The following is a 25047-nucleotide window of genomic DNA, read 5'->3' on the forward strand; positions in this document are numbered from 1 at the left end:
TTCCTGTGCGCTAATTGCGATCCGCTAAACGGTCAGGCCGTGCTGCGGGAGGTCTGGTTAACCCGCTATTTCTCGACAAACTTGAGGAAAAGGTGAGCGTCAAATGATGCAACAATTTCGATCAAACTCATATTTATTTGGCGGTAATGCGCCGTATGTTGAAGAGCTTTATGAAGCCTATCTCAACAATCCTGCTTCCGTGTCAGATCATTGGCGCGACTATTTCGATGCGCTCCAAAATGTGCCTGCGGTTGATGGCTCTAACGCGAGCGATGTGGCACATGGTCCAATTATTGAGTCCTTTGCGCAACGTGCTAAAGCAAATACATTGCAGCAGCAAACAGGCAGCATGGATTTGGGGATTGCGCGTAAACAAGTTTACGTTCAAGCGTTAATTGATGCCTATCGCTTTATGGGTTCGCGCTGGGCTAATCTAGATCCGCTTAAGCGCCAAGAGCGCCCACACATCCCTGAGCTTGAACCCGCTTTCTATGATTTCACTGAAGCCGACATGGATCAAGTATTCCATGCCGGGAATTTATATTTTGGTTTTGAGCAAGCCACTCTAAGAGAAATCGTCAAAGCGCTGCGCGATACTTACTGCGGCACAATCGGCGTTGAGTTCATGTACATCAGTGACCCTGAACAAAAACGCTGGTGGAAAGAGCGCCTGGAATCGACTCGCGCCACGCCAGATTTTTCGGCTGAAAAGAAAAAGCATATTTTTGAGCGCCTCACTGCAGCCGAAGGGCTTGAGCGTTACCTGCATACTAAGTTTGTCGGCCAAAAACGCTTTTCCCTCGAAGGGGGTGAAAGTTTTATCGCATCGATGGACGAGCTGGTGCGCCATTCCGGCGGGCTAGGCGTGCAAGAAATCGTGATTGGGATGGCGCATCGCGGTCGCTTGAATATCTTAGTCAATACCCTGGGCAAAATGCCGGCGGATCTTTTTGCTGAGTTTGAAGGCAAGCACTTAGATGAGCTGCCGGCGGGCGATGTTAAATACCATAAAGGTTTTTCCAGCGATGTATCGACCCCAGGCGGTCCCGTGCATTTGTCGCTGGCGTTCAATCCGTCCCACCTTGAAATTGTCAACCCAGTAGTTGAAGGGTCAGCCAAAGCTCGGATGGAGCGCCGCGGCGATCCAGATGGCAGCCAAGTATTGCCCGTGCTAGTGCATGGCGATGCTGCGTTTGCCGGGCAGGGGGTTGTGATGGAAACGCTCAATCTGGCGCAAACCCGGGGCTATGGCACGTACGGTACCGTGCATGTCGTGATTAATAATCAAATTGGCTTTACGACTTCTGATCCGCGCGATGCGCGTTCAACTTTGTATTGCTCAGACGTTGTCAAGATGATCGAAGCGCCCGTTATTCATGTGAATGGCGACGATCCAGAAGCCGTGATCTTAGCGACTCAGCTCGCGGTCGATTTCCGGGCAAAATTTCATCAAGACGTGGTGCTGGATATTGTTTGCTTCCGCAAGCTAGGCCACAATGAGCAAGATACCCCTGCGGTCACGCAGCCATTGATGTATAAAAAGATTGCTCAGCATCCAGGCACTCGTGCACTCTATGCCGAGAAACTAGTGGCGCAAGGTGTTTTAACCAACGAAGAAGCCGATGGGTATGTGAAGCGCTACCGTCAAGCGATGGACGAAGGACAGCATACGGTTGATCCCGTCTTGTCGAATTACAAAAGTAAATATGCAGTCGATTGGGTACCATTTTTAAACCGTAAATGGACCGATGCGGCAGACACAGCCGTGCCGTTAGCTGAGCTAAAACGCTTAGCTGAGCGGATTACTACGGTACCAGAAACGCTCAAACTGCATTCATTAGTTGAGCGGGTGGTGAATGATCGCCGCGCCATGGGTAAAGGTGAGCAGCCGCTTGATTGGGGCATGGGCGAGCACCTGGCTTATGCTTCGTTAGTCGCTTCTGGCTATGCCGTACGTTTAACTGGGCAAGATAGCGGGCGCGGCACATTTACGCACCGTCACTCCGTGTTGCATGATCAAAACCGAGAAAGCTGGGATGGCGGCAGCTATATCCCATTAAAGAACGTCACCGAGAATCAAGCGACCTTTAATGTGATCGACTCCGTGCTGTCCGAAGAGGCCGTGCTAGGCTTTGAATATGGCTACTCGACAGCCGAGCCCAATACCCTTGTATTATGGGAAGCGCAATTCGGCGATTTTGCGAATGGCGCGCAGGTCGTGATTGACCAATTCATTTCATCGGGTGAAGTGAAATGGGGTCGGGTTTCAGGCTTGACGATGCTGTTGCCACATGGTTATGAGGGCCAAGGGCCAGAGCATTCATCCGCGCGGATTGAGCGTTTTTTACAACTCTGCGCAGATCACAATATGCAAGTGGTACAACCGACAACGCCAGCACAGGTCTTTCATCTATTGCGTCGGCAGATGATTCGTCTGTTCCGTAAGCCCTTAATCGTCGCTACGCCGAAATCGCTGCTGCGTCATAAAGAGGCCGTGAGCAGTTTATCTGAGCTCGCTAAAGGATCTTTCCGCACGATCATTGGTGAAACAGATACGACACTCGAGCCTAAAAAAATCAAGCGACTGGTAGTCTGCTCGGGCCGTGTCTACTATGATCTAGTAGCGCATCGCCGTGAAAACAAGATAAAGGATGCCGCCATCATTCGAGTGGAACAGCTCTATCCTTTCTCGCATAAAGCCTTTGAAGCAGAATTGAAGAAATACGAGCATGTTACCGAAATAGTCTGGGTCCAAGATGAGCCACAAAACCAAGGGCCTTGGTTCTATATCGAGCATCATCTGCTAGAAGGCATGAAAGAAGGGCAAAAACTTGCCTATAGTGGCCGTCCTGCTTCTGCTTCGCCAGCGGTGGGGTATTATGCGAAACATTATGAGCAGCAAAAGCAACTCATTGAAGGAGCATTTGGCCGCTTGAAAGGCGCAGTACGCGTAAAATAAAAGCGTTGGGCTTTTAAAGCCCAACGCCGTTATAGAATACAAGCATTTTTCGGCACGCTCGTGTGCCGAAAAATAAATATACTTCGGTTTGTTAGAGATCTATTCAGGAAAATCAATGGCTATTGTAGAAGTCAAGGTGCCGCAGCTATCCGAATCCGTCGCTGATGCGACCCTGCTGCAATGGAAAAAACGTCCCGGTGAGGCGGTCGCACAAGATGAAATCATCATTGAAGTTGAGACCGATAAAGTTGTGCTTGAAGTCCCTGCGCCAGCAGCCGGGGTCATGATGCAGATTGTCCGCGAAAATGGCGATACGGTGGTCGCGGATGAAGTGATTGCTAAAATCGATACGGCAGCTCAAGCCGGAGCCGTCTCCAGCGAAGCTAAACCAGCGCCAGCCGCAAGTGTACCTAATGCTGCCGCACCGGCTGAGCCAGCCAGTGCGAAAGCCATGCCTTCAGCAGCGAAACTCATGGCTGAAAAAGGCATGAGTGCAGCTCAAGTAGAAGGCAGTGGACGCGATGGGCGAATCACGAAGGGCGATGTGCTAGCTACACCTGCAGTGGCGCCCACGGCGGCTGCACCTGCTCGCGCTGCGGTTAAACCCGCACTGCCTGAGGTGAAAGCTGCGGTGAATTTAAGCCAGTCGCTTGAAGGCCGGTCAGAACAAAGAGTGCCGATGTCGCGTTTGCGCGCCCGTATTGCACAGCGCCTCCTTGAATCGCAACAAACCAACGCGATCTTGACGACGTTTAACGAAGTCAATATGCAGCCGGTTATGGAGCTGCGTAATAAATACAAAGATAAATTCGAAAAAGCCCATGGCGCGCGCTTAGGTTTTATGTCTTTCTTTGTTAAAGCAGCCGTGCATGCATTAAAGAAATACCCGATCGTAAACGCCTCAGTCGATGGCAACGATGTGGTGTATCACGGCTACTTTGATATTGGCATTGCCGTTGGTTCGCCACGCGGACTGGTGGTGCCCGTCTTGCGTGACGTAGATCAAATGAGCTTGGCTGAGATTGAAAACAAGATTGCAGAATATGGCCAAAAAGCGAAAGAGGGTAAGTTGTCGCTAGAAGAACTCACCGGCGGCACGTTCTCTATTTCCAACGGTGGCGTATTTGGCTCAATGCTATCCACACCTATTATTAATCCACCCCAATCCGCGATCCTTGGCGTGCATGCCACTAAAGAGCGCGCTGTAGTGGAAAATGGGCAAATTGTGGTGCGTCCAATGAACTACCTCGCCATGTCTTACGACCATCGCATTATCGATGGGCGGGAAGCCGTATTAGCGCTCGTTGCCATCAAAGAAGCGTTAGAAGACCCAGCGCGACTCTTGCTCGACCTGTAACCGTCTAACTTTTCTGTATCTGAATTATGTCTAATCAATTTGATGTCATTGTGATTGGCGGTGGCCCAGGCGGCTACATCGCAGCAATTCGCGCAGCGCAACTCGGTAAATCGGTGGCTTGCGTGGAAAAATGGAAAAACCCAAACGGCGAAACAGTTCTAGGCGGCACTTGCCTGAATGTCGGCTGTATCCCTTCCAAAGCACTCTTGGCGTCGTCTGAAACCTTCGAGCACACAGCGCATCACCTGGCCGAGCATGGGATTTCAGTAAACGGCGAAGTGCAGCTCGATTTAGCCAAAATGCTGGCTCGTAAAGATGGCATTGTGAGTAAAATGACCAAAGGCATTGAGTTTTTGTTGCGCAAAAACAAAGTGACTTGGCTCAAAGGCCATGCTCAATTTACCGCTCGCAATAGCGCGGGAAATTATCAAATCGAAGTCATCGGCGAGGGCGCAGCGCAAACCATTACCGGTCAACATATCATTATTGCGACCGGTTCAAAAGCCCGACATTTGCCAAACATTCCGATTGATAACCGTATCATCGCCGATAACGAAGGCGCGCTCTCGTTTGACTCTGTCCCTAAAAAACTCGCGGTGATTGGGGCCGGTGTGATCGGCCTAGAACTGGGTTCGGTATGGCGTCGTCTAGGCGCACAAGTTACCGTGCTAGAAGCCGCGCCGAGTTTTCTTGCGGCCGCGGATGATGGCGTTGCTAAAGAAGCCTGGAAACAATTGACCAAGCAAGGGCTAGCGATTCACCTTGGGGTCAAAATCGGCGACGTTAAAACCACCCAGCAGGGCGTTTCAATTGCCTATACTGACAAAGAAGGCGCCGCACACACGCTGGCCGCGGATCGTTTAATCGTCTCCGTCGGGCGTGTGCCGAACACAGATGGTTTAGGCTTAGAAAAGATTGGGCTAGCGGTGAACGAGCGCGGCATGATTGAAGTCGATGAGCAGTGCCGGACTCAATTGCCTAATGTATATGCAATTGGCGATGTCGTCAGAGGCCCAATGTTGGCCCATAAAGCGGAAGACGAAGGGGTCATGGTAGCCGAAGTCATTGATGGTCAAAAACCGCATATCGACTACAATTGCGTGCCTTGGGTGATCTATACCGCACCTGAAATTGCCTGGGTAGGCAAGACCGAGCAGCAACTTAAGCAAGAAGGGCGTGCCTACAAAGCGGGGCAATTCCCATTCGCAGCGAATGGCCGCGCGCTTGGCATGGCAAAGGCGGAAGGTTTTATCAAAATGCTAGCAGATGCGAAAACCGATGAAATTCTCGGCGTACATATTGTCTCGTCTGCGGCTTCTGATTTAATTGCTGAAGCGGTCGCTGCCATGGAATTCAAAGCAGCGTCTGAAGATATTGGCCGGATCTGCCATCCCCACCCATCCTTATCTGAAGTCATGCGCGAGGCCGCTTTGGCCGTGGAAAAGCGCGCGCTGAATATGTAAGACGTGGATCAACAGAAAGCACAATAGAGGTGAATAAAAAAGGCGAGGTGACTCGTCTTTTTTATTGGCTGCGCAATGAATGTCATACAATATTATGAGCGTGAGCTCGAAACCCGCGGCTATCGGGTAGATTCCGCTCAACATGCAGCGGTGGCGAGCTTGCAGCGTTGCTATGAGCAATGGGTCAAATACCAAGCGCGGCACGCCAATGTGTTTATGAAATTGCTAAGCCCTGGCGAAACGCCCAAAGGCGTTTATATGTGGGGGGGCGTAGGACGCGGCAAGAGCTTCTTGATGGATAGTTTTTACGCTTGCGTGCCACTGCCGAACAAAATTCGGTTGCATTTTCATGAATTTATGCGTGAAGTGCACCGGCAACTTGATGAGCTTAAAAAAACCGCTAATCCATTGGATGTGTTAGCACGCGATATTGCACAACGTTATCGCTTAATCTGCTTTGATGAATTCCATGTGTCGGATATTGCCGATGCCATGATCCTGCATCGTTTGCTTGAACGTTTATTTAAAAGCGGCGTGCAATTTGTAACGACCTCAAATTACCACCCTGCAACGCTCTATCCAGAAGGTTTGCACCGTGACCGCATTTTACCGGCCATCGATCTACTCAGTAGCAAGCTTGAAATCATCAATGTGGATGGCGGTGTTGATTACCGTCAACGGACTTTCGCGCAAGCGAATGTTTACTATACGCCGCTTAGCCCAACCGCCGATGAAGCCTTGCGGCAAACTTTTGCGGCGCTAGCCGCCGGGCCTGACGAAAGCCCGTTATTGCGTATTGAACAGCGTAAATTACTTGCATTACGCCGCGCTGGCCGGGTGGTCTGGTTTGATTTCGCGACTCTCTGTGGAGGACCGCGCTCGCAGAATGACTATCTTGAACTGGCCAATCGCTTTCATACGATTATTCTGTCAGGTGTGCCGCAAATGACGCCGCGCATGGCTTCTGAGGCACGCCGTTTTACCTGGTTAATCGATGTTTTATATGACCATAAAGTTAAGCTGTTAATTTCAGCCGAAGTCACACCCACCGAGCTTTATTTTGGTGGCCCGCTGGCGAATGAATTTGCGCGCACGGTGTCGCGCATTATTGAAATGCAGTCAAAAACTTACTTAGAAGCGCCGAATCGAAGCACCGTGGACACTTCGTTGACATAAGCTGTGGCGCGCGCTATGTGCATGGCCCTTAGAACGTTTGGGCTTTTGTATCTTGTTATTGTGCTTATTTCGGGCTTAGCGATCAGCCGCTCGGTTTTTTCTATTTCTCTCTAAATTTAAAAAAATGGTTTATTTAGCACCGACTACTTATCCACAAACGCAGTGGATAAGTCTGTTGAAAAGCCTGTATTACTCTTCCATTTGAAAGATAAAATCAGGCCTCTGGAGACCTTGTGCTATGCAATGCACATTTGTTGAGCGCTCTGCTGGGGTAATATGCACATACGTGTCAAAAGCGCCCTCTAATCCTATTTTCTGAGTATCAGATGAATGGCTGGTTAGGTTGAAAGCCAAGCATTGGGTAACCGCAGTCGAAGTCGTCTATTCAATACATTTATTTTATGTCAGGTTTAAATTTTTCTCGTGCGGTATGGGCCGTGCTCATTCTGGGTACTTTAAGTTTTATGGGCTTTCGTATCGCTCAGTTGTTAAGCTATGGCGACCCAAGCTTGCTTGGACAGCAGTACAAAGAGTTGGCCCGAGCCTTTTGGATGGGCGCACGTTTTGATTTCAAAATGTTGGCGACCGGATTGCTCATATTCTTTGTATCTGCGAGTCTCATCGCCGTGCCAAAATTTTCGCACAAGATAGGGAGGTGTTTGCAGCGGGCGATGGTGGCCACATTGTTTTTCGCTGCCAATTTTGCCGCAATTTGCCAATATTTTTATTATGGTTTTTATAAGACACCCTTTACGCCTATTCTCTTCGGCTTGTATGAGGACGATACGCATGGTGTGATAGCGGCGATTTGGAGTGATTATCCAGTTGTTTGGGCCGTGCTGATCGTGCTTGCATTAAGCTGGCTGCAAATGCGCCTAACCTTTTGGTGGGCGAGGGGATCCCACTTAACCCAGTTCCGCTGGTGGGCACCGGCTGCGGTGCTGGTGACGCTACTGGCGCTGGTATTTTTTGCGCGTGGGCAATTGGGTAAATTTCCATTGCGCGATCAAGATGCTGTTGTCAGCGCCAACCCTTTCGTGAATGATTTAGTCCGCAATGCCTGGCAGGCACTCTACGATGCAGTTAAAGATCGGCGTCAGCAAATTAATCTCACCAGTGACGATCCAACTCGACAATTGGCAGCATATGGGTTCCATTCACTCGAAGAGGTAGCCCATACGCTCGGGGCAAAGTCAGGCCATCAAGATGATTTAGAGGCTTTTATTTTTCATCGTACACCCCCTAATCAATTTGTTAAGGCACACCCGCCGCATGTGGTATTCGCATTGATGGAATCATGGGGCGCGCATCAGCTTAAATTTGATACGGCACAAAACGATTTAACGGGCGCATTAAGAAAGCATTTAGAGCGCGATACACTCTTTCATAATTTTTTCTCTGCCCAACTAGGCACTCACCCAACGCTAGAAGCACTTCTGCTCAATTCACCCTTAACGCCATTGACGCAAGGCAGCTATGGCTTTATCAGCTATCCAGCGGCGGCCGCAAAACCCTTTAAAGAGCAGGGCTATCGTACCTTATTTCTATATGGCGGCAGCAATGCATGGCGCTCGATTGGCCGCGTGATGAAGCATCAGTACTTTGATGAAGTCTACGATATGGGTAACATTATTGAGCGTTACCCTGATGCGCAACGTAATGTATGGGGTATCTATGATGAATATTTATTCCGCTTTGCTTATGACATTTTGCAAGAGAGCGAAGCGCGCGGAGAGAAAGTTTTTCTTTTTTTATTAACGACAACCAATCATCCCCCTCATCAAACCCCGGATCATTATAAGCCGTTACCACTCGAGCTCTCTAAGATGGCTCCCCATTTTTCTGCCGATGCGCAGAGCGCTCAGAAAATGGTTGAGACTTACCAATATGCAAATCATCAGTTGGGTTTATTTCTTGACCGTATAGACCATTCAACCTTAAGTGAGAAAACTTTGGTGGCGGCAACCGGGGATCATAATCTGCGTGCTTTGTTGCGTTATCGCCAACCCACCGATAGTAAAGACTTGTATCGCGTTCCTGCCTACTTTCGGGTGCCGCCAGCGTATCGGCCCCACTATAAACCCGATCCTAACCGCTATGCCGGCCACCGAGATATTTTTCCGAGTCTTTATCATCTAGCCTTATCGGACGCAGTGTATCCGCATTTTGGAGACAACCTGTTTGCTGAAGCACCGCCACAAAACCAGTATGCGATCGTAGCTTTTGAGTCGTTATTCAGTCGAGAAGGTGCTTTATTGCCCTTTGTTGGCCGGCATTTGTCGGCTTTTGACTGGGATGTTTCTCAGACCGCGCTAACCGCAAGCGCAGAAGCGGCGCCTCTACTACAAGAGCAAGGCCGGCAAGCGCGCGCATGGTTGGCATTGGCTGATTGGTATACGCGTTATCAAGTGATCCAAGGATTGCAGCGCGCCAATGTGCAAAATAGAGGAGCAAAAGTCAATGAATAACTTTGATCAAAAGCCCCGAGGGTTAGCTTGTCTCTGGCATGCGCTACGCTATTCTTTGTGCGGTATGCGCGATGCGCTGATGCAGGAAAGGGCCTTCCGCCAAGAAATGATGCTGGCCCTCATCCTGATTCCACTTGCGGTGGTTTTACCGGTGACGATGGTTGAAAGGTTGATGTTGATTGCCTCGATACTTTGGGTATTAAGTCTTGAACTGCTTAACTCTGCGGTTGAAGCTGCGATTGACCGGATTTCGCTAGAGCCACACCCACTGGCCAAACAAGCGAAAGATTTTGCGAGTGCAGCGGTTTTTATCGCACTGTGTTTGTGTGGATTAATCTGGCTAACGTTGGCTGGCCCACTGGTATGGGCGTGGTTACGTGCCGGGTTAGTCTAATTTCGTAGCGTTTATTTTTTCTCTACTATAAAAATGATACAAGTTATCAGATAAGGCGACGGACTTATTTTTTACATCGTGAAATATTCGGAGGGAGAAAATGGCCGAGCCAGACGTTGAGCGTCGGCGTTTCACCACATTCCACAAAAGTGGGTTGTAGGACAATCTTGCTTTGCTAAAATCGCGCTACGAATAAAAAATTGGTGCGGAATGCACACCTTAAGTAAAACAGGCTAAAGGAAGAAAAATGGAGATAGGGCCAGTATCAAACTCTAATTTTGGGATAACGCGTGGTGCCCCTCAATCAGCGGCAGATTTTCACAAAAAAGCGCTGGAGTATGAAAAACAAGGTGAAGTAGATAAGGCCCAAACGTGCTATCAACAGGCCCTTCGCGTAGCGGAAAAATTAAATTCAACTGAACCCGCAGTGTCTCAAACCCTTGCTCGGATCCATTTGGATTATGCAGGTTTGTTAAAAAATCAACGTAATATCATGGCAGGAAATGCCTATCGACAAGCTCAAAGATACGCACTAGAGGCATACCGATTAGGGCCGAATCAAGCCGATGTCCAGGTTCTGCTGCAAAGCATTGGCCTTTGTCATAGCCAGTATTTATCGGCTCAAGGACAGAGCGCCCAATCCGAGCAAGTGTTTCAAGAAACAGTACAATGGGTTAAAGAAAATCTGTCTGAACACAAAGCCAGTTCAGACAGATTTTTACCACCCACAAACGATTCAGCGTCTGCCGCGCATCGGTCCAATCTTTCGCCCGACGCTTTACCCTTTTCTATTCAAGCGGGTCATCCCGCTGGAAAGACTGTCTTTCAATACTGCCAAGGTACGGTTAATGCGCCAGTCCAGGGCAGAGATAACACAGTCAACATATACTATAATTCACAATCGAATACAGTTCCGTTAGAGGGCTTGCGCAATGCACTCTATAAATATTATGAATTATCGAGTCTGTCGATTCGGCGTGTATCGGGTGAGACTGCTTCACTAAAAGACTGTTATATCAATCTGGCGATTGTAGAAAGTCAGGCGCAACGCGAAAAAGACAAACAAGAGCTGGAAAAGCAAGTAGTGACTTTCAACCGCCTGCCCAGCAGTGAACGGCAGCGGCTTGAGGCGACGAATCCCAACAAGTTGATTGAGTTAGATAAGCTTTTTGAGAAGCAAAAATTACGCGATGGTTCAGAAGGCATTCCCAAACGGATCTTAATTCAAGGTCGAGCGGGGATTGGCAAAACCACCTTGTGTAAAAAATTGGTCTATGACTATCAAAACGGCGGGCTTTGGCAAGATCAGTTTGATTGCGTATTGTGGATACCCCTCCGACAACTGAAGACGCATGCGCCAAAACGTTTAGAAGATTTGCTCTGCACTCAGTATTTTGCGGGCTATGAAATGAGCCAAGCGCAGGCCTTATCTAAAGCTTTTTATACACATCAGGCCAAAACGCTCTTTATTTTAGATGGCTTGGATGAAGTGATCGAGGAACTCAACGAAGGTGCGCCTTTAAAGGATCTTTTACAGACCTTGCTCGATCAAGCGCATGTGGTAATTACCTCCCGACCGGCCGGGGTCGATGTCAGATTGTTGGGGCAGCTAGATTTGGAGTTGGAGACAGTCGGCTTTAGTCCGGCCAATGTACAGGCCTATATAGAAAAATTTGTGCCTGAATCAAATCAAGCCTCGATTCAGCAGTTTATCCACCAGACTCTGTTGATTCAGGGACTAGTGAATATCCCGATTCAGCTCGATGCGCTGTGTTATAGCTGGGATAAACTCCCGCCGCAGCAAGAGATCACTATGTCGATGCTGTATGAGGCGATGGTGGATAAATTATGGCGCAAAGACGGCGTTCGATTGGCGAAGGAAGATCAAAAAAGTAAGGTATTAAAAGCTAACGTCATTCAAATTTCCTCAAAGGAAAAGTTAGAAGAACTGATGAAAGATGAAATTGATTATTTAGGGTACTTAGCTTTTAAAGGACTCGAAGAAGGCAAAATAGAATTTAATTTGAAAGAACTGGATCAGTGCCAAGCAGAACTTGAGAATGAATTTCTAGGAAAAAAATTACTTTTCAGCTTTACAGACAATTTGAAAAAGACTTCGTATCTACATACAGCGGAAGGGTATCGTCCTGAATCAGAGCGCCAATATCATTTCCTCCATTTAACGTTTCAGGAGTTTTTTGCAGCGAAGTTTCTGGTGAGGCATCTTGAGGCGTATTCGGGAAATGGGGGCGCTTCGACTTTAGGGCAATCCGAGCGTACCAATGAATCCTTGATGTTAAGTGAGGACGCGCTTCATACATTTATGGCTGGCCATAAATATAACCCGCGTTATGAAATAGTCTGGTGGATGGTAGCGGGGCTGCTAAAGGGTGTTCCGTTAGAGGAATTTTTTACTGGCTTAGAACAGTCGCCGCGAGACCTGATCGGAGGACGTCACCAGCAGGTGTTGATGGGCTGTTTAAACGAAGCGCGGAGTCGATTGAACCCAGAAGTCGTGCGTGGGTTAGAAAAAGAGCTTATGAAGTGGTTGGATTTTGGGGTGAGATTAGGGAATAGTGGCGCGCTGGGTCAGCAGAGGGCTTTTCCGGAGCATCTACTGCTCACGTTGTTAGATCAGCCAGATAATAGAAAGAGCAAGGTAATTGAAACGTTAGGCGCACGTCCCACGCTGTCCGAAGCCGCTGTACAGTCCTTGATCCGCGCTTTACAGGATGAAGATGCGTATATCAGGTTTGAGGCAGCGAGAGCGTTAGAAGGCCAGAGCGCGCTGTCAGAAGCCGCCGAGCAAGCCTTGATCCGTGCTTTGCAGAATCAAGATAAGAGTATCCTATCTGCGGTAGTGAGTGCGTTAGGAGGCCAGAGCACGCTGTCTGATGCCGTTGTACAGGCCTTGATCCGTGCTTTGCAGAATCAAGATAAAGATGTCAGAGATGCGGCAGCTAGAGCGTTAGGAGGCCAGAGCACGCTATCTTATACTGCTGTGCAAGCCTTGATCGACACTTTACAGCATCAAGAGTGGGATATCAGGTTTGCAGCAGCAATGGCGTTAAGAGGCAAGAGCACGCTGTCTGAGGCCGCTATGCAGGCCTTAATCGGCGCTTTGCAGCATCAAAATGGGAATGTCAGGTTTGCAGCAGCGATGGCGTTAAGAGGCAAGGGCAAGCTGTCTGAAGCTGCCGTGCAGGCCTTGATCGGCGCTTTGCAGGATCAAAAGCGGGATGTCAGGTTTGCGGCAGCGGGCGCGTTAGAAGGACAAAGTACGCTGTCTGATGCCACCGAGCAGGCCTTGATCTGCGCTTTACAGGATCAGGATCAAGATGAGAGCCTCCGGTCTGCAGCAGCGATGGCGTTAAGAGGCCAGAGTACGCTATCTGAAGCTGCCGTGCAAGCCTTGATTGGCGCTTTGCAGGGTCAAGATAAGGACGTCAGGTTTGCGGCAGCGGGCGCGTTAGAAGGACAAAGTACGCTGTCTGATGCCACCGAGCAGGCCTTGATCTGCGCTTTGCAGGATCAGGATCAAGATGAGAGCCTCCGGTCTGCAGCAGCGATGGCGTTAAGAGGCAAGAGCACGCTATCTGAAGCTGCCGTGCAAGCCTTGATTGGCGCTTTGCAGGGTCAAGATAAGGACGTCAGGTCTGCGGCAGCGAGCGCGTTAGGAGGCCAGAGTACGCTGTTTGAAGCCGCCGAGCAGGCCTTGATCCACGCTTTGCAGCATCAAGATATGGATGTCATGGATGCAGCAGCGAGTGCGTTAGGAGGTCAGAGTACGCTGTCTGATGCCGCCGAGCAGGCCTTGATCTGCGCTTTGCAGGGTCAAGATAAGAGCATCCGATCTGCGGCAGCGTGGGCGCTAAGAAACCGGAGCACGCTTTCTGAAGCTGCCGTGCAGGCCTTGATCTGCGCTTTGCAGGATCAAAATAAGGATATCAGGTTTGTGGCAGAAAAAGCGTTAGACCGCCAAAACACTTTGTCTGAAGCTGCCGTGCGGGCCTTGATCAGCACTTTGCAGCATCAAGAGTGGAATGTCAGGTCTGCGGCAGCGAATGCGTTAAGAGGCAAGAGCACGCTATCTGAAGCTGCTGTGCAAGCCTTGATCAGCGCTTTACAGAATGAAAGTGAGACTGTTAGGTCTGCAGCAGCGTGGGCGTTAGAAGGCCAGAGTACGCTGTCCGAAGCTACTGTGCAGGCCTTGATCGGCGCTTTGCAGCATCAAGATGGATATAGAGGGGCAGCAAGGGCGTTAGTTCAGCATATTGATGTTATTTATGCTGTGTTGCCAGGTTTATCGCGTTGCCAGATTGAGCGCCTTTATACGGAATGTTTGTTTAATTACAGCTGTGAACACATAGCGCCACTATATGTTCAAGGGGATCGGCTTCATTTTTATACAGAAAAGGGGCCAGGCCAGACGGCCCGGATAGAGCAAGCTAAGCTAGAAAAGATAATTCAAGCTTTTGAAGCGGTGCAAATAAAAGAGGGAATGATCCCGATGCCATCTGTGTCGCGCCATATTTCCTATTGGGTAAAAAGGAACTTTTCCCTGTACTAAAGATGGGTTAAGCAGGCGTGGCATAAGGCTTTTCAAGGATTTTGTGCCATGAAATTCAGGCTAAACTTAACATAATGCACATTCTTGCTATTTCAAAATAGCCACTACATTCAAATAGCTTTGACATGTAAAACGTCAACGCACCCTAGCACCGGCCCATGTGAAAAAATTCCTCGGTAAGCTCGGAGCTCACATAAAAGAAATCTAGTCTGCACTAGCAAACTCTATTTTTCTGATGCAAGCCCCAAGATTTTATTTCTTTAAATTAACTTTTGAATACGGGCTAAGAATTTGCGCCATCTGTGCGTACAATTTAGCGTTGCCCGCCATAATTTCATTATGCTCGGTAAAATTTGAGTCGCCAGTATAATTCCCCACTAATCCACCGGCTTCAGTCACCATCAGGCTGCCCGCAGCAATATCCCATAGGTTAAGTCCTTGCTCAAAGAAGCCATCAAGTCGGCCTGCGGCAACGTTGGCTAGATCAAGTGCAGCTGCGCCCGGGCGGCGCAAACCAGCACACGCTTGGGTCATTTTCCCAAAAAGTTCCAAATAGGCTTCCAAACCTTGTTGATCTCGGAACGGAAAGCCAGTACCTAGCAGTGCATCGGCTAACCGATCGCACGGGGCAACACGTAGACGACGGTCATTTAAAAATGCGCCGCTGCCGCGCGAGGCAGTGTAAAGATCATTGCGAATCGGATCATAAATCACCGCCTGCGTAATCACTTCTTTGTGCGCGAGTGCAATAGATACGCAATAATACGGAAACCCATGAATGAAATTGGTGGTGCCATCAAGTGGATCAATAATCCATCGATACTCTGAGGAGTGTTCAGAATGGCCTGATTCTTCGGCCAGAATGGCATGCTTCGGGTAAGTTGTGAGCAGAATTTCGATAATCGCGGCTTCAGCAGCCTTATCGACTTCAGTCACAAAATCGTTATGTTGTTTTTTACTGACCTGAATCCGATCCAGATCAATTGAAGCACGACTAATAATCTGCCCGGCCCGGCGCGCGGCCTTGACTGCAGTATTGAGCATAGGGTGCATGAGTAAAATCCTTTGTGCTAGCTTTATACTAATTTATAAAAGCCGTTATTTTAACGGACTTACTGACTTGCGAGGTGTCGATATGCATCTTGAATTTTTCTATACGTGAATATGCAACAGCAAAACCATCAACCCACCGATCCAATCGAGCCCACTTCGGACTCAGTGTGCGCTTTAACCTCGACCCGCTTTGTCTTGGTTGAGCCGAGCCATCCCGGTAACGTTGGCGCGGCGGCGCGAGCGCTGAAAACCATGGGCTTGCGTCGTCTCATCCTGGTTAAGCCGCAACACCCAAATGTATTGACGCACCCTGATGCACTGGCCCTAGCCAGTGGCGCGCAGGATGTGCTTGCTGCAGCCCAAATTACCGATTCCCTTGAAACTGCACTAAGCGGCGTGCAATGGTCGGTTGCGCTGTCGGCTCGACCGCGTGGCTATAGCCCACCTATCTTGACTCCGCGCAGTGCGGCGCAGCAAGCGCGCCTAGTCGCAGCACAGGGAGAAGTTGCCTATATATTTGGCAATGAACGCGCGGGTTTATCCAATGCGGATGTTGAACGTTGCAATGCACTGGTGCATATTCCAGCCAATCCAGTTTACAGTTCGCTCAATCTTGCACAGGCCGTGCAAGTGCTGGCCTATGAATTAAGAATGACTCTACTGAACGAAGGCGATGGCCCACCACATACGCCTACCTTGGCGCACGGTTTATCCGTCAGTGCGCTCGCTACAAGCGATGAAGTTGAGCGCATGTTTGCGCATCTGCAAAGCGCATTCATTGCCTTGGATTTTTTGCATCCGGCCCAACCGAAAAAACTTATGTCTAGGCTGCGGCGGCTGTTTGCGCGGACCGCTCTTGAGCGCGAAGAAGTGAATATTATGCGGGGCATCGCAAAACGCATTATCTGGCAGGCAAAATCACGAGACCTGGAGTAGGGCACGGGAACTGATGATCAAAATACGACATCAGCAACCCCGCTTGTTTGCTCACTGGACGCTGGCGCAAGATGGAAAGCTTTAGCATAAAAGTAGAACATAGCCTTCTGAGTAGCTTCGTATAAGCAAGACGCATTTCGTTAAATTGGCATCGGATGGCGCTATAAACAGTAAAGTAAGATCTGCACCGTTTATTTTTGCGCCTGATGATTTTTTTATGCGTCAGACAAGATATAAGCATTTTTTCAGAGAACGCAATCTTGAGGTTTATCATGAATGGGGTAGATAAAAGACGGAGAAATGATAACCAAATTCAAAATCAAGGACCCGTACCAAGGCAAGAAAAACGTGCTCGTCCCGGGCCTCCGTTTCTAAATAACAGCTCACTCCCAAATAATAGGCCGCAACTAAGTCCTGAAGCCCTTAAAGCTCAACAGGATGCTCAAACAAAAATAATTAATCTAAGTAAGCAAAGATTAAATCTATGGAAAAACAAAAATGACAACTCATATCAAATTAATAGTAAATCTGTAAATATTGACACAACAGATACTTTGATTAACGATGGTGTTGGCAGTGATTTAACAAGCCATATAGATAATGCCGCTCAATTTACCAATCCAGAATCCATTAAGAGTCCAAATAATAATTCACATCCATCTGATAGCGAAATACTAGACACTGACCAAACAGGAATTTTGACTAACATCGGCATCAATAACGATCTTTCATATAGTACGGATAATCTATTTGACCTTGACCCTTTTTTAAATGATGTCCAACGCGAAATCCATGTGCATACTGTGCCAATAAGCGACAGACAAGGAATTTCCTCTGAAGCAGAAATTCCTGAATTCACTGAAGATTGGATATCTGAATCTCTTTTTGCACAAAATTCATCTGCTCAGCAATTAGGGGATAATAAAATTACAGACCCTTTTAAAAATCCTCCAGAGGATAGTTATATCTATCAAACACCATCTACGTTTCATGCAGAGGAGATATCTCAGCCAGAAAATGAAGAGAATCAAGTATTTTTTCGAAATAAATTGAAAGAATTTATTTCTTTAAAGGAATTTTATCTTAATAATAAAATTGATGTCCATCAGCTTAATAGAAATCAAAAGTTGTTCCTAGCTCAAAACATGACTAAAGAGGAAAAACAAAAATCTTTATATATAGCAGCAGAACAACAAGATGAGGAGATGATTCGATTTTTACTTAATCGGGGGGTCGATGTAAATGAGAAAGATATCTCTGGCAATTGCGCAATACATATTGCTGCATCAAAAAATGACATTGATATACTAGGTCGTTTATATAGGAAACAAGCTGATTTTTCGGTTTTGAATAAAGAAAATAAAACGGTTTTGCAAATTGCATCAGATTCAAAAAGCACAAAGGCTATTCAATTTTTAAAGCAGCTTTATTTCAGCGGCACATTTATTCCGAACACAGATTTGGATATGGAAACACTGATCAAAGCAATGGATCTCCCTGAGCGTATAGAGGCAACTTATCAAGCGGTTAAGCAGGACAATAAAAACATGATTGTTAATTTACTTAAGTCGGGCGGATATAATTTAACCTAAGTTCGGGATAAAAGCAGAGGCGTAGGATGGCTGTGATCATGAGCCTCACAGAGGCGGGACTACGGCTATTCCGAATAGCCACCTAAAGGAGCTAATTCCGACGGCCAGGCTTGAATCCCGTTTCGATCTAGCTTTAAATACCCACCCCGCGGCTCGCTATGATCGTAATCCCAATCGGGGAGTACCCAGCGCGTAGCCGCGCCATGCCTATGTTGCGCAGGTCGGTGAGTATGGCCATGAATCATTGTCGTGACGCCATATTGCGCCAAAAGGCCCAACACTGCGGCTTCGGTTACCTCTCCGAGTATCCGTTCGCGTGGCCGTTTTTGCGCACCACTGCGCGCCCGGATGCGCGCTGCGAGCGCTAACCGCCAACACAATGGCCAATTCAGAAAAAACCACTGCACGGCACGGCAGCGTACAATCTTTCTATACCCTTGATAAAAACCATCGGCCGTGCAAAGCGCATCACCATGCGCGAGAACCATGCGCAGATCAAAAGCCTCGAGTAGGCATGGATCATCTAATATCTTCGCCCCAGCCACTTGAGCGAAATGCGCGCCAAGCAAAAAATCTCGATTGCCAGGCATAATATAAAGTTGAATGCTGCGCTCAGTTAGCGTATGGAGCTGCGCTGCGATTTTTTGGGCAAACGGCGTGACCAGCATATCGTCGCCGATCCAATATTCAAATAAATCGCCAAGAATATAAACCGCTTGCGCATCGTGGGCAGTGTTCTCGACAAAATGCTTAAACGCAGCTACTGTATAGGGAATAGCCGGGCTTAGATGCAAGTCTGAAATAAAATAAACCGGCCGCGCATCAGCTGGCTGAAGGCTTTGCAGCTGATCCGATGCGCCACCGGTTTTAGACATTGCTGAGCCCTCTTTAGGCAACAACAAGCGCTTTTTCGATGATAACGGTTTCAAGCGGGACATCTTGATGACCGTTTTTCGAGCCGGTTTTAACGGCCTTGATGGCATCGATAACCTCTAAACCTGCCACGACTTCGCCAAACACGCAATATCCCCAACCTTGTGGGGTTGGCTTGGAAAAATCGAGGAATGCATTATCCGTTACATTAATAAAAAACTGTGCTGTTGCTGAATGCGGATCGCTGGTGCGAGCCATCGCAATCGTGCCACGCGTATTTTTTAAACCGTTATCGGCTTCATTCGTAATCGGAGCTGCGGTGGTTTTTTGTTGCATCTCAGGGTCGAAACCCCCGCCTTGAATCATAAAATTTGAAATCACGCGGTGGAAAATCGTATTGTCGTAATGTCCCTTTTTGACATACTGAATAAAATTCTCAACCGTCTTAGGCGCTTTGTCCGCATTCAGTTCAAGTTTAATCACGCCGTGATTAGTGTGCAGCTCGATCATCAAAAATATCCTTACAAATAGAAGTAAAAAAAGCCAATCGGCGAAAAAAATTAATCTCTAATCCTTGATTTTTCTTATTTGAAGCCAGCAGGAGCCGGTGCCATTGTAAGAGGATGAGCAGGGGTGTTGTACAGAATAGAAGATATCTGTTGTTGGCGCTGCGCAGAAAGCGTATCACGCCGATCTAGCGTGAGGGCGCGTTGGTAGGCTTGAGCGGCAAGCTGTAGATAAAGCGCACCGAGATTTTGTTGCGTCAGCGGATAACTAGGGTTAGCGCTCAACGCGGTTTCCAGCGCACCGCGTGCCGCTTCATAAGCACCATGCCGGCTATGAAGATAGGCTAAATTATTATAAGGCTCAGGCAGTTCCGGGTATTGTTTAATCAGGGCCTGAAAAGCGGCCATCGCTTCGCGCTCGCGGCCAAGCTGAATCAGCGTGGTCGCACGTTTAAAGCGCGCCTGCACGTCTTTAGGGTGGCTTTTAATGCGTTGCTCCAGCTTTTGCAATTGCGCAACAAGTGCAGAAGATGCACTATCCGCGAGCGGGCTTAGGCGTGCACTATCTTCTACGGTCACTATAGGTTGCCCATAGGCGCTGCTTAAAAAGCTGCTCGCGCATAAGAGGGCGGCCCCAAGCTGCGCCGCATAGCCCCAAGTGGAGGTCTTCATAGCTTTAAATCCATCAATGTTATAATCTCGGCCATTTTAACAAAACGTCACCTATTATCCAAAATTCTGGCAAGTAAGCCTTACTTTCATAGGTGAAGCATTGACGGCCAGCCCCCTGTTTTCTATGAATTCACTGCGTATTTATAACACGCTTACGCGCGACAAGCAGATTTTTGTACCCCTTGTGGCTGGCGAAGTCCGCATGTATGTCTGTGGCGTTACTGTGTACGATTATTGCCATCTCGGCCATGCGCGTGTCATGGTGGTGTTTGATATGGTTAAGCGTTGGTTGCGTGCGCTTGATTACCGGGTCACCTATGTGCGCAATATCACGGATATTGACGACAAAATCATTCGCCGCGCTTCAGAAAATGGCGAAACCATTGCCGCGCTGACCGAACGCTTCACGCACGCCATGCATGAAGATGCCGACGCGCTGGGCGTGGAGCGGCCAGATTTTGAGCCGCGCGCAACCGCTTTTGTGCCACACATGCTCGCCCTGATTGAAACCTTAGAACAAAACGGCTATGCCTATCAGGCCGCCGATGGCGATGTCAATTACGCGGTGCGCAAATTCGCCGCATATGGCCAACTCGCCGGCTTCACGCCGGATGATTTGCGCGCTGGCGAGCGGGTTGCCGCCAATACAGCTAAGCAAGATCCGCTAGATTTTGTGCTGTGGAAGCGCGCTAAGCCAGATGAACCGACGACAGCCCGCTGGGATTCTAAATGGGGCAGTGGGCGGCCTGGTTGGCATATTGAATGCTCAGCGATGAGTAGCGCCTTGCTCGGCGACCGCTTCGACATTCACGGCGGCGGACAGGATTTGCAGTTCCCGCACCATGAAAACGAAATTGCGCAAAGCGAGGGCGCGCATGGGCATCCATTTGTGAATTACTGGATGCATAATGCCTATGTGCAAATTGATGATGAAAAAATGTCAAAATCGCTGGGTAATTTTTCCACTATTCGCGACGTGTTGGCTAGCTTCGATGCCGAAGTGATCCGTTTTTTTATTTTGCGCACGCATTATCGCAGCCCGATTCACTATAGCGACGCACACCTTGAAGATGCGCGGAGTGGACTCATACGGTTGTATACAGCGCTTAAAGAAACCGTGCCAGATACCCTGCCGCTGGATTGGAATGAAGCGCATGCGCTGCGATTTCACGCCGCCATGAACGATGACTTCAATACACCGATTGCCGTGGCTATTTTGTTTGACCTAGCGCTTGCAGTCAATAAACACCGTGATCAGGCGCTGGCGCGACAGTTAAAAGGATTAGCTGACGTTCTCGGCTTACTAGCGCGCGCGCCGCAGTTATTTTTACAAAAAAGCGCACCGATCAACGCCGTTTTAAATCCAACCACGATTGCCGCCCGGATTGCCGAGCGGCAAGCCGCCAAGCGAGCTAAAAACTATCATCTGGCGGACCAAATTCGCGCCGAGCTTTTGGCGGCCGGCATCGTGCTTGAAGATAAATCAGATGAATTGACTGAATGGCGGCGCGCTTAATCAGTATGGCCGACACATCATTTCATAACGGTTGAGCAATTAAGTCAGTGAGTCAATTAGAGGGCACCATGGCAATAGCCAGTAAGACAGTACGTAAGGCGGCCTTGCACCTGGGCACTACCCCTGCCAAAAAGCCGCCATTAAAGGCCGTGGCGACAACGGCCAGCAACCCAGTCAAAGTTGCAGCAACTGAAGCCACCGCCCAGGTGGCGGCCATCACTAAGGGAGTGACCGCTCAAGCTACGCCCAAAGCAAAAACCAGCAACACCATACAACGCGCACTGCAAGAAACCGCGGTGGCCGTACCCGTCGATACCTTAGAGCCCAGTGCTATACGGCCAACCTATTGGGATAAAGCGTGTGCGGATTTGGTGAAGCGCGATCGGATCCTAAAAAAGGTCATTCCAAAGTTCGGGCCGGTACATTTGGTAGGCCGGGGCGAGCCCTTTGTCACACTAGCACGTTCGATTGTGGGGCAGCAAATTTCAGTTAAAGCAGCCCAAACGGTTTGGCAGCGAGTACAAAAAACCTGTCCCAAATTAACCCCCAAACAGTTCTTAAAATTGGATTGCGACACCCTGGCCCAGTGTGGGCTGTCAAAAAGAAAAGCCGAATATATTCTTGACCTCGCACAACATTTTGTTTCGGGGGCGTTGCACGTCGATAAGTGGGCAACCATGGACGATGAAGCGGTGATTATCGAACTGACGCAAATTCGTGGCATTGGCCGTTGGACGGCTGAAATGTTTCTGATTTTTAACCTGCTTAGACCGAATGTGCTACCGCTAGACGATGTTGGCTTAATCCGCGCGATTAGCTTAAATTACTTTAGCGGTGAGCCGGTGACGCGTAGCGAGGCGCGCGAGGTGGCCGCCAATTGGGAGCCTTGGCGTACAGTTGCGACTTGGTATATGTGGCGTAGCCTTGATCCCTTGCCGGTTGATTACTAAATCCAGTGTAGTCGCGCCAAACCAGCGCGAGATAAAAGCCATACATTAAATGTTAAAGTCCATGCTCTGCATGGAGAACGAGGGATGTGAATAAAATGAAGACCATTTTTTTGGATTTCGAGCAGCCAATTGCTGAACTTGAGACAAAAATCGACGAATTGCGCTTTGTACAAGATGATTCAGCTGTCGATATTTCGGAGGAAATTGAGCGCTTGTCCAAGAAAAGCCAACAGCTCACAAAAGATCTCTATGCGCGGCTAAGCCCTTGGCAAGTTGCGCAAATTGCGCGGCATGCACAACGCCCCTATACATTTGATTACGTTCGAGAAATCTTCACGGACTTTCATGAGCTGCATGGCGATCGTTCATATGCTGACGATTTATCTGTGGTAGGTGGCCTAGCGCGCTTTAATGGACAACCCTGCATGGTGATTGGCCATCAAAAAGGGCGCGATACTAAAGAGCGCGCTTTGCGTAATTTCGGCATGCCTCGTCCCGAAGGCTATCGCAAAGCAGAACGCTTGATGCGGTTGGCTGAAAAATTCAGGATTCCGATTTTTACTTTTGTCGACACGCCCGGCGCTTACCCTGGAATCGGTGCTGAAGAGCGCGGGCAGTCAGAGGCCATTGGCCGCAATCTCTATGTGATGGCGGAATTAAAAACACCGCTCATCGTGACCATCATTGGCGAAGGTGGCTCAGGCGGCGCACTCGCAATTGCCGTGGCAGATAGTGTATTAATGCTGCAATTTTCGACTTATTCGGTGATTTCGCCAGAAGGTTGCGCATCCATTCTCTGGAAAAGCGCGAGCAAAGCCCCCGAAGCTGCCGAAGCACTTGGCCTCACCGCTCACCGACTCAAAGCCTTGGGCTTAATCGATAAAATTGTCAATGAACCCTTGGGCGGCGCACATCGAGATCCGAAAGCCATGTTCGCATTATTACGGCGCGCTTTGGTCGATACGTTACGCCAATTACAGAGCATGAGCCCAGCGGATTTGCATGAGCGGCGCTTTGAGCGTTTAATGAGCTATGGCAAATTCAAGGAAACCACCACGCTTGGCTCCACCTAGCATTCAGGCCACTGAGGTTAAGCGGGTAGCAGAAGCACTGCACGCGGCGCTGCAGCCGCTGTATGTGCAGCAGACGTTGGCGATTGCACTGAGCGGCGGACTCGATTCGACGGTATTGCTGCACGCAGCGATGGCATCTGTAGGCGCTGAACACTGTATTGCCCTACACATTCATCATGGCTTAAGCCCGCACGCCGATGCTTGGTTAGCCCATTGTCAGGCCTACGCTGCTCAGCTGGGCGTGCGTTTTGCCGCACGCCAAATCACCATCGAGATGAAGTCTGGCCATGGCCTTGAGGCTGCGGCGCGGGATGCGCGCTATGCCGCGTTAAACCAACTTTGCCAAGCACAAGCGGCGCAACTTTTGCTGCTTGGACATCATGCTGACGATCAAGCTGAGACCGTCTTGCTACAATTATTGCGCGGCACAGGGATCGCCGGACTGGCGGCAATGCCCACGCTTAAAAAAGCTAAAAAAATTACTCAGACGGAGCCGCTTGCATCGGCTTCAAACCTGACCTCAAATGAGCTGACCTATCTGCGGCCATTACTGGGCATACCCCGCCAAGCGCTGCAAACGTACGCCAAGGAATATAATTTGCGTTGGCTTGAGGATGAATCAAATACGGATTTGCGTTATACGCGCAATGCCTTACGGCATACTCTATTGCCGCAGATTGGCGCGCATTTTCCAGCTTACCGCACCACCTTGGCGCGCGCAGCACAACACGCAGCCGATGCGCAAACCTTATTAGATGAATTGGCAAAGCTCGATTTACAGCGCGTCGCCGTGCCGCCCAACGCCTCTGTCTTATCCCGCGCCGCTCTTATTACGCTCAATACAGAGCAGGCATTGCGTGCCATCAATTTAATCCGCTACTGGTTGCGAAGGCTCAATTTGCCAGCCCCCTCAAACGCGCGACTCGAGAATATACTCAAACAATTGTGCACGGCGCGCGCAGACGCTACGCTCCAGATCGATCATGCTGGCCACCGACTACGCATGTATCGTGACAAAATTTGGTGGGACCGAGTTGAGCGCCCACATGATCCACTGTGCGCAGCGGATGCCTCAGCGTCTCATGCCGCTTTACGCTCAGATGCGCCAGAACCCAGCTTATGTTGGTCAGGGCCAACCGCCTGGGGTCTTCCACAGTGGCGCGGCACGTTACTTTTTACCGCCACACATAACTGTGATCCGGCTGGCGTGCCCACCTCATTACTCCGGTTAGCGCCGCTCCGCGCCGCTCCGCGCCAGGGCGGTGAGCGCATGCGCAAAGCGCCGCAGGGTCCACGTCGCACGCTAAAAAATCTCTTCCAAGAAGCGGGCATTCCCGCCTGGCAACGTAATACACCCTGTATTTATGTTGGCGATAGATTGCTCTTTGTTCCTTATCTCGGTTTAAATTACGAGCTTTCTCAACTGATTGACCCCGCTGTAACAGAACGCGTGCGGCTTGAGTGGCGTGTGTCTGAATAGCTAGTCGCA

Annotated in this window: 17 protein-coding genes; 13 read left to right on the forward strand and 4 right to left on the reverse strand. The window is 49.2% G+C overall.

Annotation, left to right across the window (positions count from 1 at the left end):
* Positions 1-103: 103 nt before the first annotated feature.
* The 7 genes from MPB2EB_RS04385 to MPB2EB_RS04415 all read left to right on the forward strand — a co-directional run bounded on the left by MPB2EB_RS04385 (position 104) and on the right by MPB2EB_RS04415 (position 14387).
* Positions 104-2959, forward strand: a complete 2856-nt coding sequence (locus MPB2EB_RS04385; RefSeq protein WP_185181168.1) for a 2-oxoglutarate dehydrogenase E1 component — start codon at positions 104-106, stop codon at positions 2957-2959.
* Between the two features lie 115 nt (positions 2960-3074).
* Positions 3075-4316 carry a 2-oxoglutarate dehydrogenase complex dihydrolipoyllysine-residue succinyltransferase gene (odhB, locus tag MPB2EB_RS04390; RefSeq protein ID WP_185181169.1) on the forward strand — a complete coding sequence of 414 codons (1242 nt, stop codon included), beginning with the start codon at positions 3075-3077 and terminating at the stop codon, positions 4314-4316.
* Positions 4317-4342: 26 nt separating this feature from the next.
* On the forward strand, positions 4343-5779 hold the full coding sequence (gene lpdA / locus MPB2EB_RS04395; protein WP_185181170.1) for a dihydrolipoyl dehydrogenase: 1437 nt from the start codon (positions 4343-4345) through the stop codon (positions 5777-5779).
* 75 nt (positions 5780-5854) lie between these two features.
* Positions 5855-6955 (forward strand): cell division protein ZapE, encoded by a 1101-nt coding sequence (gene zapE, locus MPB2EB_RS04400; protein WP_185181171.1) that lies wholly within the window; start codon positions 5855-5857, stop codon positions 6953-6955.
* A gap of 401 nt (positions 6956-7356) precedes the next feature.
* Complete coding sequence (locus MPB2EB_RS04405; RefSeq protein WP_185181172.1) at positions 7357-9423, forward strand: LTA synthase family protein; 2067 nt, start codon at positions 7357-7359, stop codon at positions 9421-9423.
* Entirely contained in the window at positions 9416-9817 is a 402-nt protein-coding gene (locus tag MPB2EB_RS04410) for a diacylglycerol kinase (protein ID WP_232534409.1), read from the forward strand. Before MPB2EB_RS04405 ends, MPB2EB_RS04410 begins: the two co-directional genes overlap by 8 nt.
* A gap of 247 nt (positions 9818-10064) precedes the next feature.
* Positions 10065-14387: a HEAT repeat domain-containing protein gene (locus MPB2EB_RS04415; protein WP_185181174.1), complete on the forward strand. Its 4323-nt coding sequence runs from the start codon at positions 10065-10067 to the stop codon at positions 14385-14387.
* A 252-nt stretch (positions 14388-14639) separates the two neighbouring features.
* On the opposite strand, the gene MPB2EB_RS04420 is transcribed toward MPB2EB_RS04415, so the two are convergent.
* Complete coding sequence (locus tag MPB2EB_RS04420) at positions 14640-15440, reverse strand: inositol monophosphatase family protein (protein WP_185181175.1); 801 nt, start codon at positions 15438-15440, stop codon at positions 14640-14642.
* A 111-nt stretch (positions 15441-15551) separates the two neighbouring features.
* On the opposite strand from MPB2EB_RS04420, the gene MPB2EB_RS04425 reads away from it, so the two are divergent.
* Together MPB2EB_RS04425 and MPB2EB_RS04430 are read left to right on the forward strand one after the other, a co-directional pair.
* Positions 15552-16376 (forward strand): RNA methyltransferase, encoded by an 825-nt coding sequence (locus MPB2EB_RS04425; RefSeq protein WP_185181176.1) that lies wholly within the window; start codon positions 15552-15554, stop codon positions 16374-16376.
* Positions 16377-16648: 272 nt separating this feature from the next.
* Entirely contained in the window at positions 16649-17968 is a 1320-nt protein-coding gene (locus tag MPB2EB_RS04430) for an ankyrin repeat domain-containing protein (protein ID WP_185181177.1), read from the forward strand.
* 65 nt (positions 17969-18033) lie between these two features.
* Here the strand turns inward: MPB2EB_RS04430 and MPB2EB_RS04435 are convergent, their stop codons facing one another.
* The 3 genes from MPB2EB_RS04435 to MPB2EB_RS04445 all read right to left on the reverse strand — a co-directional run bounded on the left by MPB2EB_RS04435 (position 18034) and on the right by MPB2EB_RS04445 (position 20019).
* Complete coding sequence (locus tag MPB2EB_RS04435) at positions 18034-18864, reverse strand: UDP-2,3-diacylglucosamine diphosphatase (RefSeq protein WP_370576631.1); 831 nt, start codon at positions 18862-18864, stop codon at positions 18034-18036.
* A complete protein-coding gene (locus MPB2EB_RS04440) occupies positions 18857-19351 on the reverse strand; it encodes a peptidylprolyl isomerase (RefSeq protein ID WP_185181179.1) in 495 nt (164 codons plus the stop codon). Before MPB2EB_RS04440 ends, MPB2EB_RS04435 begins: the two co-directional genes overlap by 8 nt.
* Positions 19352-19425: 74 nt before the next feature.
* Positions 19426-20019, reverse strand: a complete 594-nt coding sequence (locus MPB2EB_RS04445) for a tetratricopeptide repeat protein (RefSeq protein ID WP_185181180.1) — start codon at positions 20017-20019, stop codon at positions 19426-19428.
* 124 nt (positions 20020-20143) lie between these two features.
* On the opposite strand from MPB2EB_RS04445, the gene cysS reads away from it, so the two are divergent.
* From cysS to tilS, 4 genes are all read left to right on the forward strand, one after another.
* Positions 20144-21535, forward strand: a complete 1392-nt coding sequence (gene cysS / locus MPB2EB_RS04450) for a cysteine--tRNA ligase (protein ID WP_185181181.1) — start codon at positions 20144-20146, stop codon at positions 21533-21535.
* 47 nt (positions 21536-21582) lie between these two features.
* Positions 21583-22485: a DNA-3-methyladenine glycosylase gene (locus tag MPB2EB_RS04455; RefSeq protein WP_232534410.1), complete on the forward strand. Its 903-nt coding sequence runs from the start codon at positions 21583-21585 to the stop codon at positions 22483-22485.
* A 95-nt stretch (positions 22486-22580) separates the two neighbouring features.
* A complete protein-coding gene (locus MPB2EB_RS04460) occupies positions 22581-23558 on the forward strand; it encodes an acetyl-CoA carboxylase carboxyltransferase subunit alpha (protein ID WP_185181182.1) in 978 nt (325 codons plus the stop codon).
* A complete protein-coding gene (gene tilS / locus MPB2EB_RS04465; RefSeq protein ID WP_232534411.1) occupies positions 23545-25038 on the forward strand; it encodes a tRNA lysidine(34) synthetase TilS in 1494 nt (497 codons plus the stop codon). The genes MPB2EB_RS04460 and tilS overlap by 14 nt, the downstream gene beginning before the upstream one ends.
* Positions 25039-25047: the final 9 nt, after the last annotated feature.

Origin of the sequence: Mycoavidus sp. B2-EB, assembly GCF_014218255.1 — a bacterium.
Lineage (GTDB): Bacteria > Pseudomonadota > Gammaproteobacteria > Burkholderiales > Burkholderiaceae > Mycoavidus.

What these genes read in the sequence shown, in the direction of transcription:
- MPB2EB_RS04385 (WP_185181168.1), top strand. Translation starts at nt 104, where the DNA reads ATGATGCAACAATTTCGATCAAACTCATATTTATTTGGCGGTAATGCG.
- odhB (WP_185181169.1), top strand. Translation starts at nt 3,075, where the DNA reads ATGGCTATTGTAGAAGTCAAGGTGCCGCAGCTATCCGAATCCGTCGCT.
- lpdA (WP_185181170.1), top strand. Translation starts at nt 4,343, where the DNA reads ATGTCTAATCAATTTGATGTCATTGTGATTGGCGGTGGCCCAGGCGGC.
- zapE (WP_185181171.1), top strand. Translation starts at nt 5,855, where the DNA reads ATGAATGTCATACAATATTATGAGCGTGAGCTCGAAACCCGCGGCTAT.
- MPB2EB_RS04405 (WP_185181172.1), top strand. Translation starts at nt 7,357, where the DNA reads ATGTCAGGTTTAAATTTTTCTCGTGCGGTATGGGCCGTGCTCATTCTG.
- MPB2EB_RS04410 (WP_232534409.1), top strand. Translation starts at nt 9,416, where the DNA reads ATGAATAACTTTGATCAAAAGCCCCGAGGGTTAGCTTGTCTCTGGCAT.
- MPB2EB_RS04415 (WP_185181174.1), top strand. Translation starts at nt 10,065, where the DNA reads ATGGAGATAGGGCCAGTATCAAACTCTAATTTTGGGATAACGCGTGGT.
- MPB2EB_RS04420 (WP_185181175.1), bottom strand. Translation starts at nt 15,440, where the DNA reads ATGCACCCTATGCTCAATACTGCAGTCAAGGCCGCGCGCCGGGCCGGG.
- MPB2EB_RS04425 (WP_185181176.1), top strand. Translation starts at nt 15,552, where the DNA reads ATGCAACAGCAAAACCATCAACCCACCGATCCAATCGAGCCCACTTCG.
- MPB2EB_RS04430 (WP_185181177.1), top strand. Translation starts at nt 16,649, where the DNA reads ATGAATGGGGTAGATAAAAGACGGAGAAATGATAACCAAATTCAAAAT.
- MPB2EB_RS04440 (WP_185181179.1), bottom strand. Translation starts at nt 19,351, where the DNA reads ATGATCGAGCTGCACACTAATCACGGCGTGATTAAACTTGAACTGAAT.
- MPB2EB_RS04445 (WP_185181180.1), bottom strand. Translation starts at nt 20,019, where the DNA reads ATGAAGACCTCCACTTGGGGCTATGCGGCGCAGCTTGGGGCCGCCCTC.
- cysS (WP_185181181.1), top strand. Translation starts at nt 20,144, where the DNA reads ATGAATTCACTGCGTATTTATAACACGCTTACGCGCGACAAGCAGATT.
- MPB2EB_RS04460 (WP_185181182.1), top strand. Translation starts at nt 22,581, where the DNA reads ATGAAGACCATTTTTTTGGATTTCGAGCAGCCAATTGCTGAACTTGAG.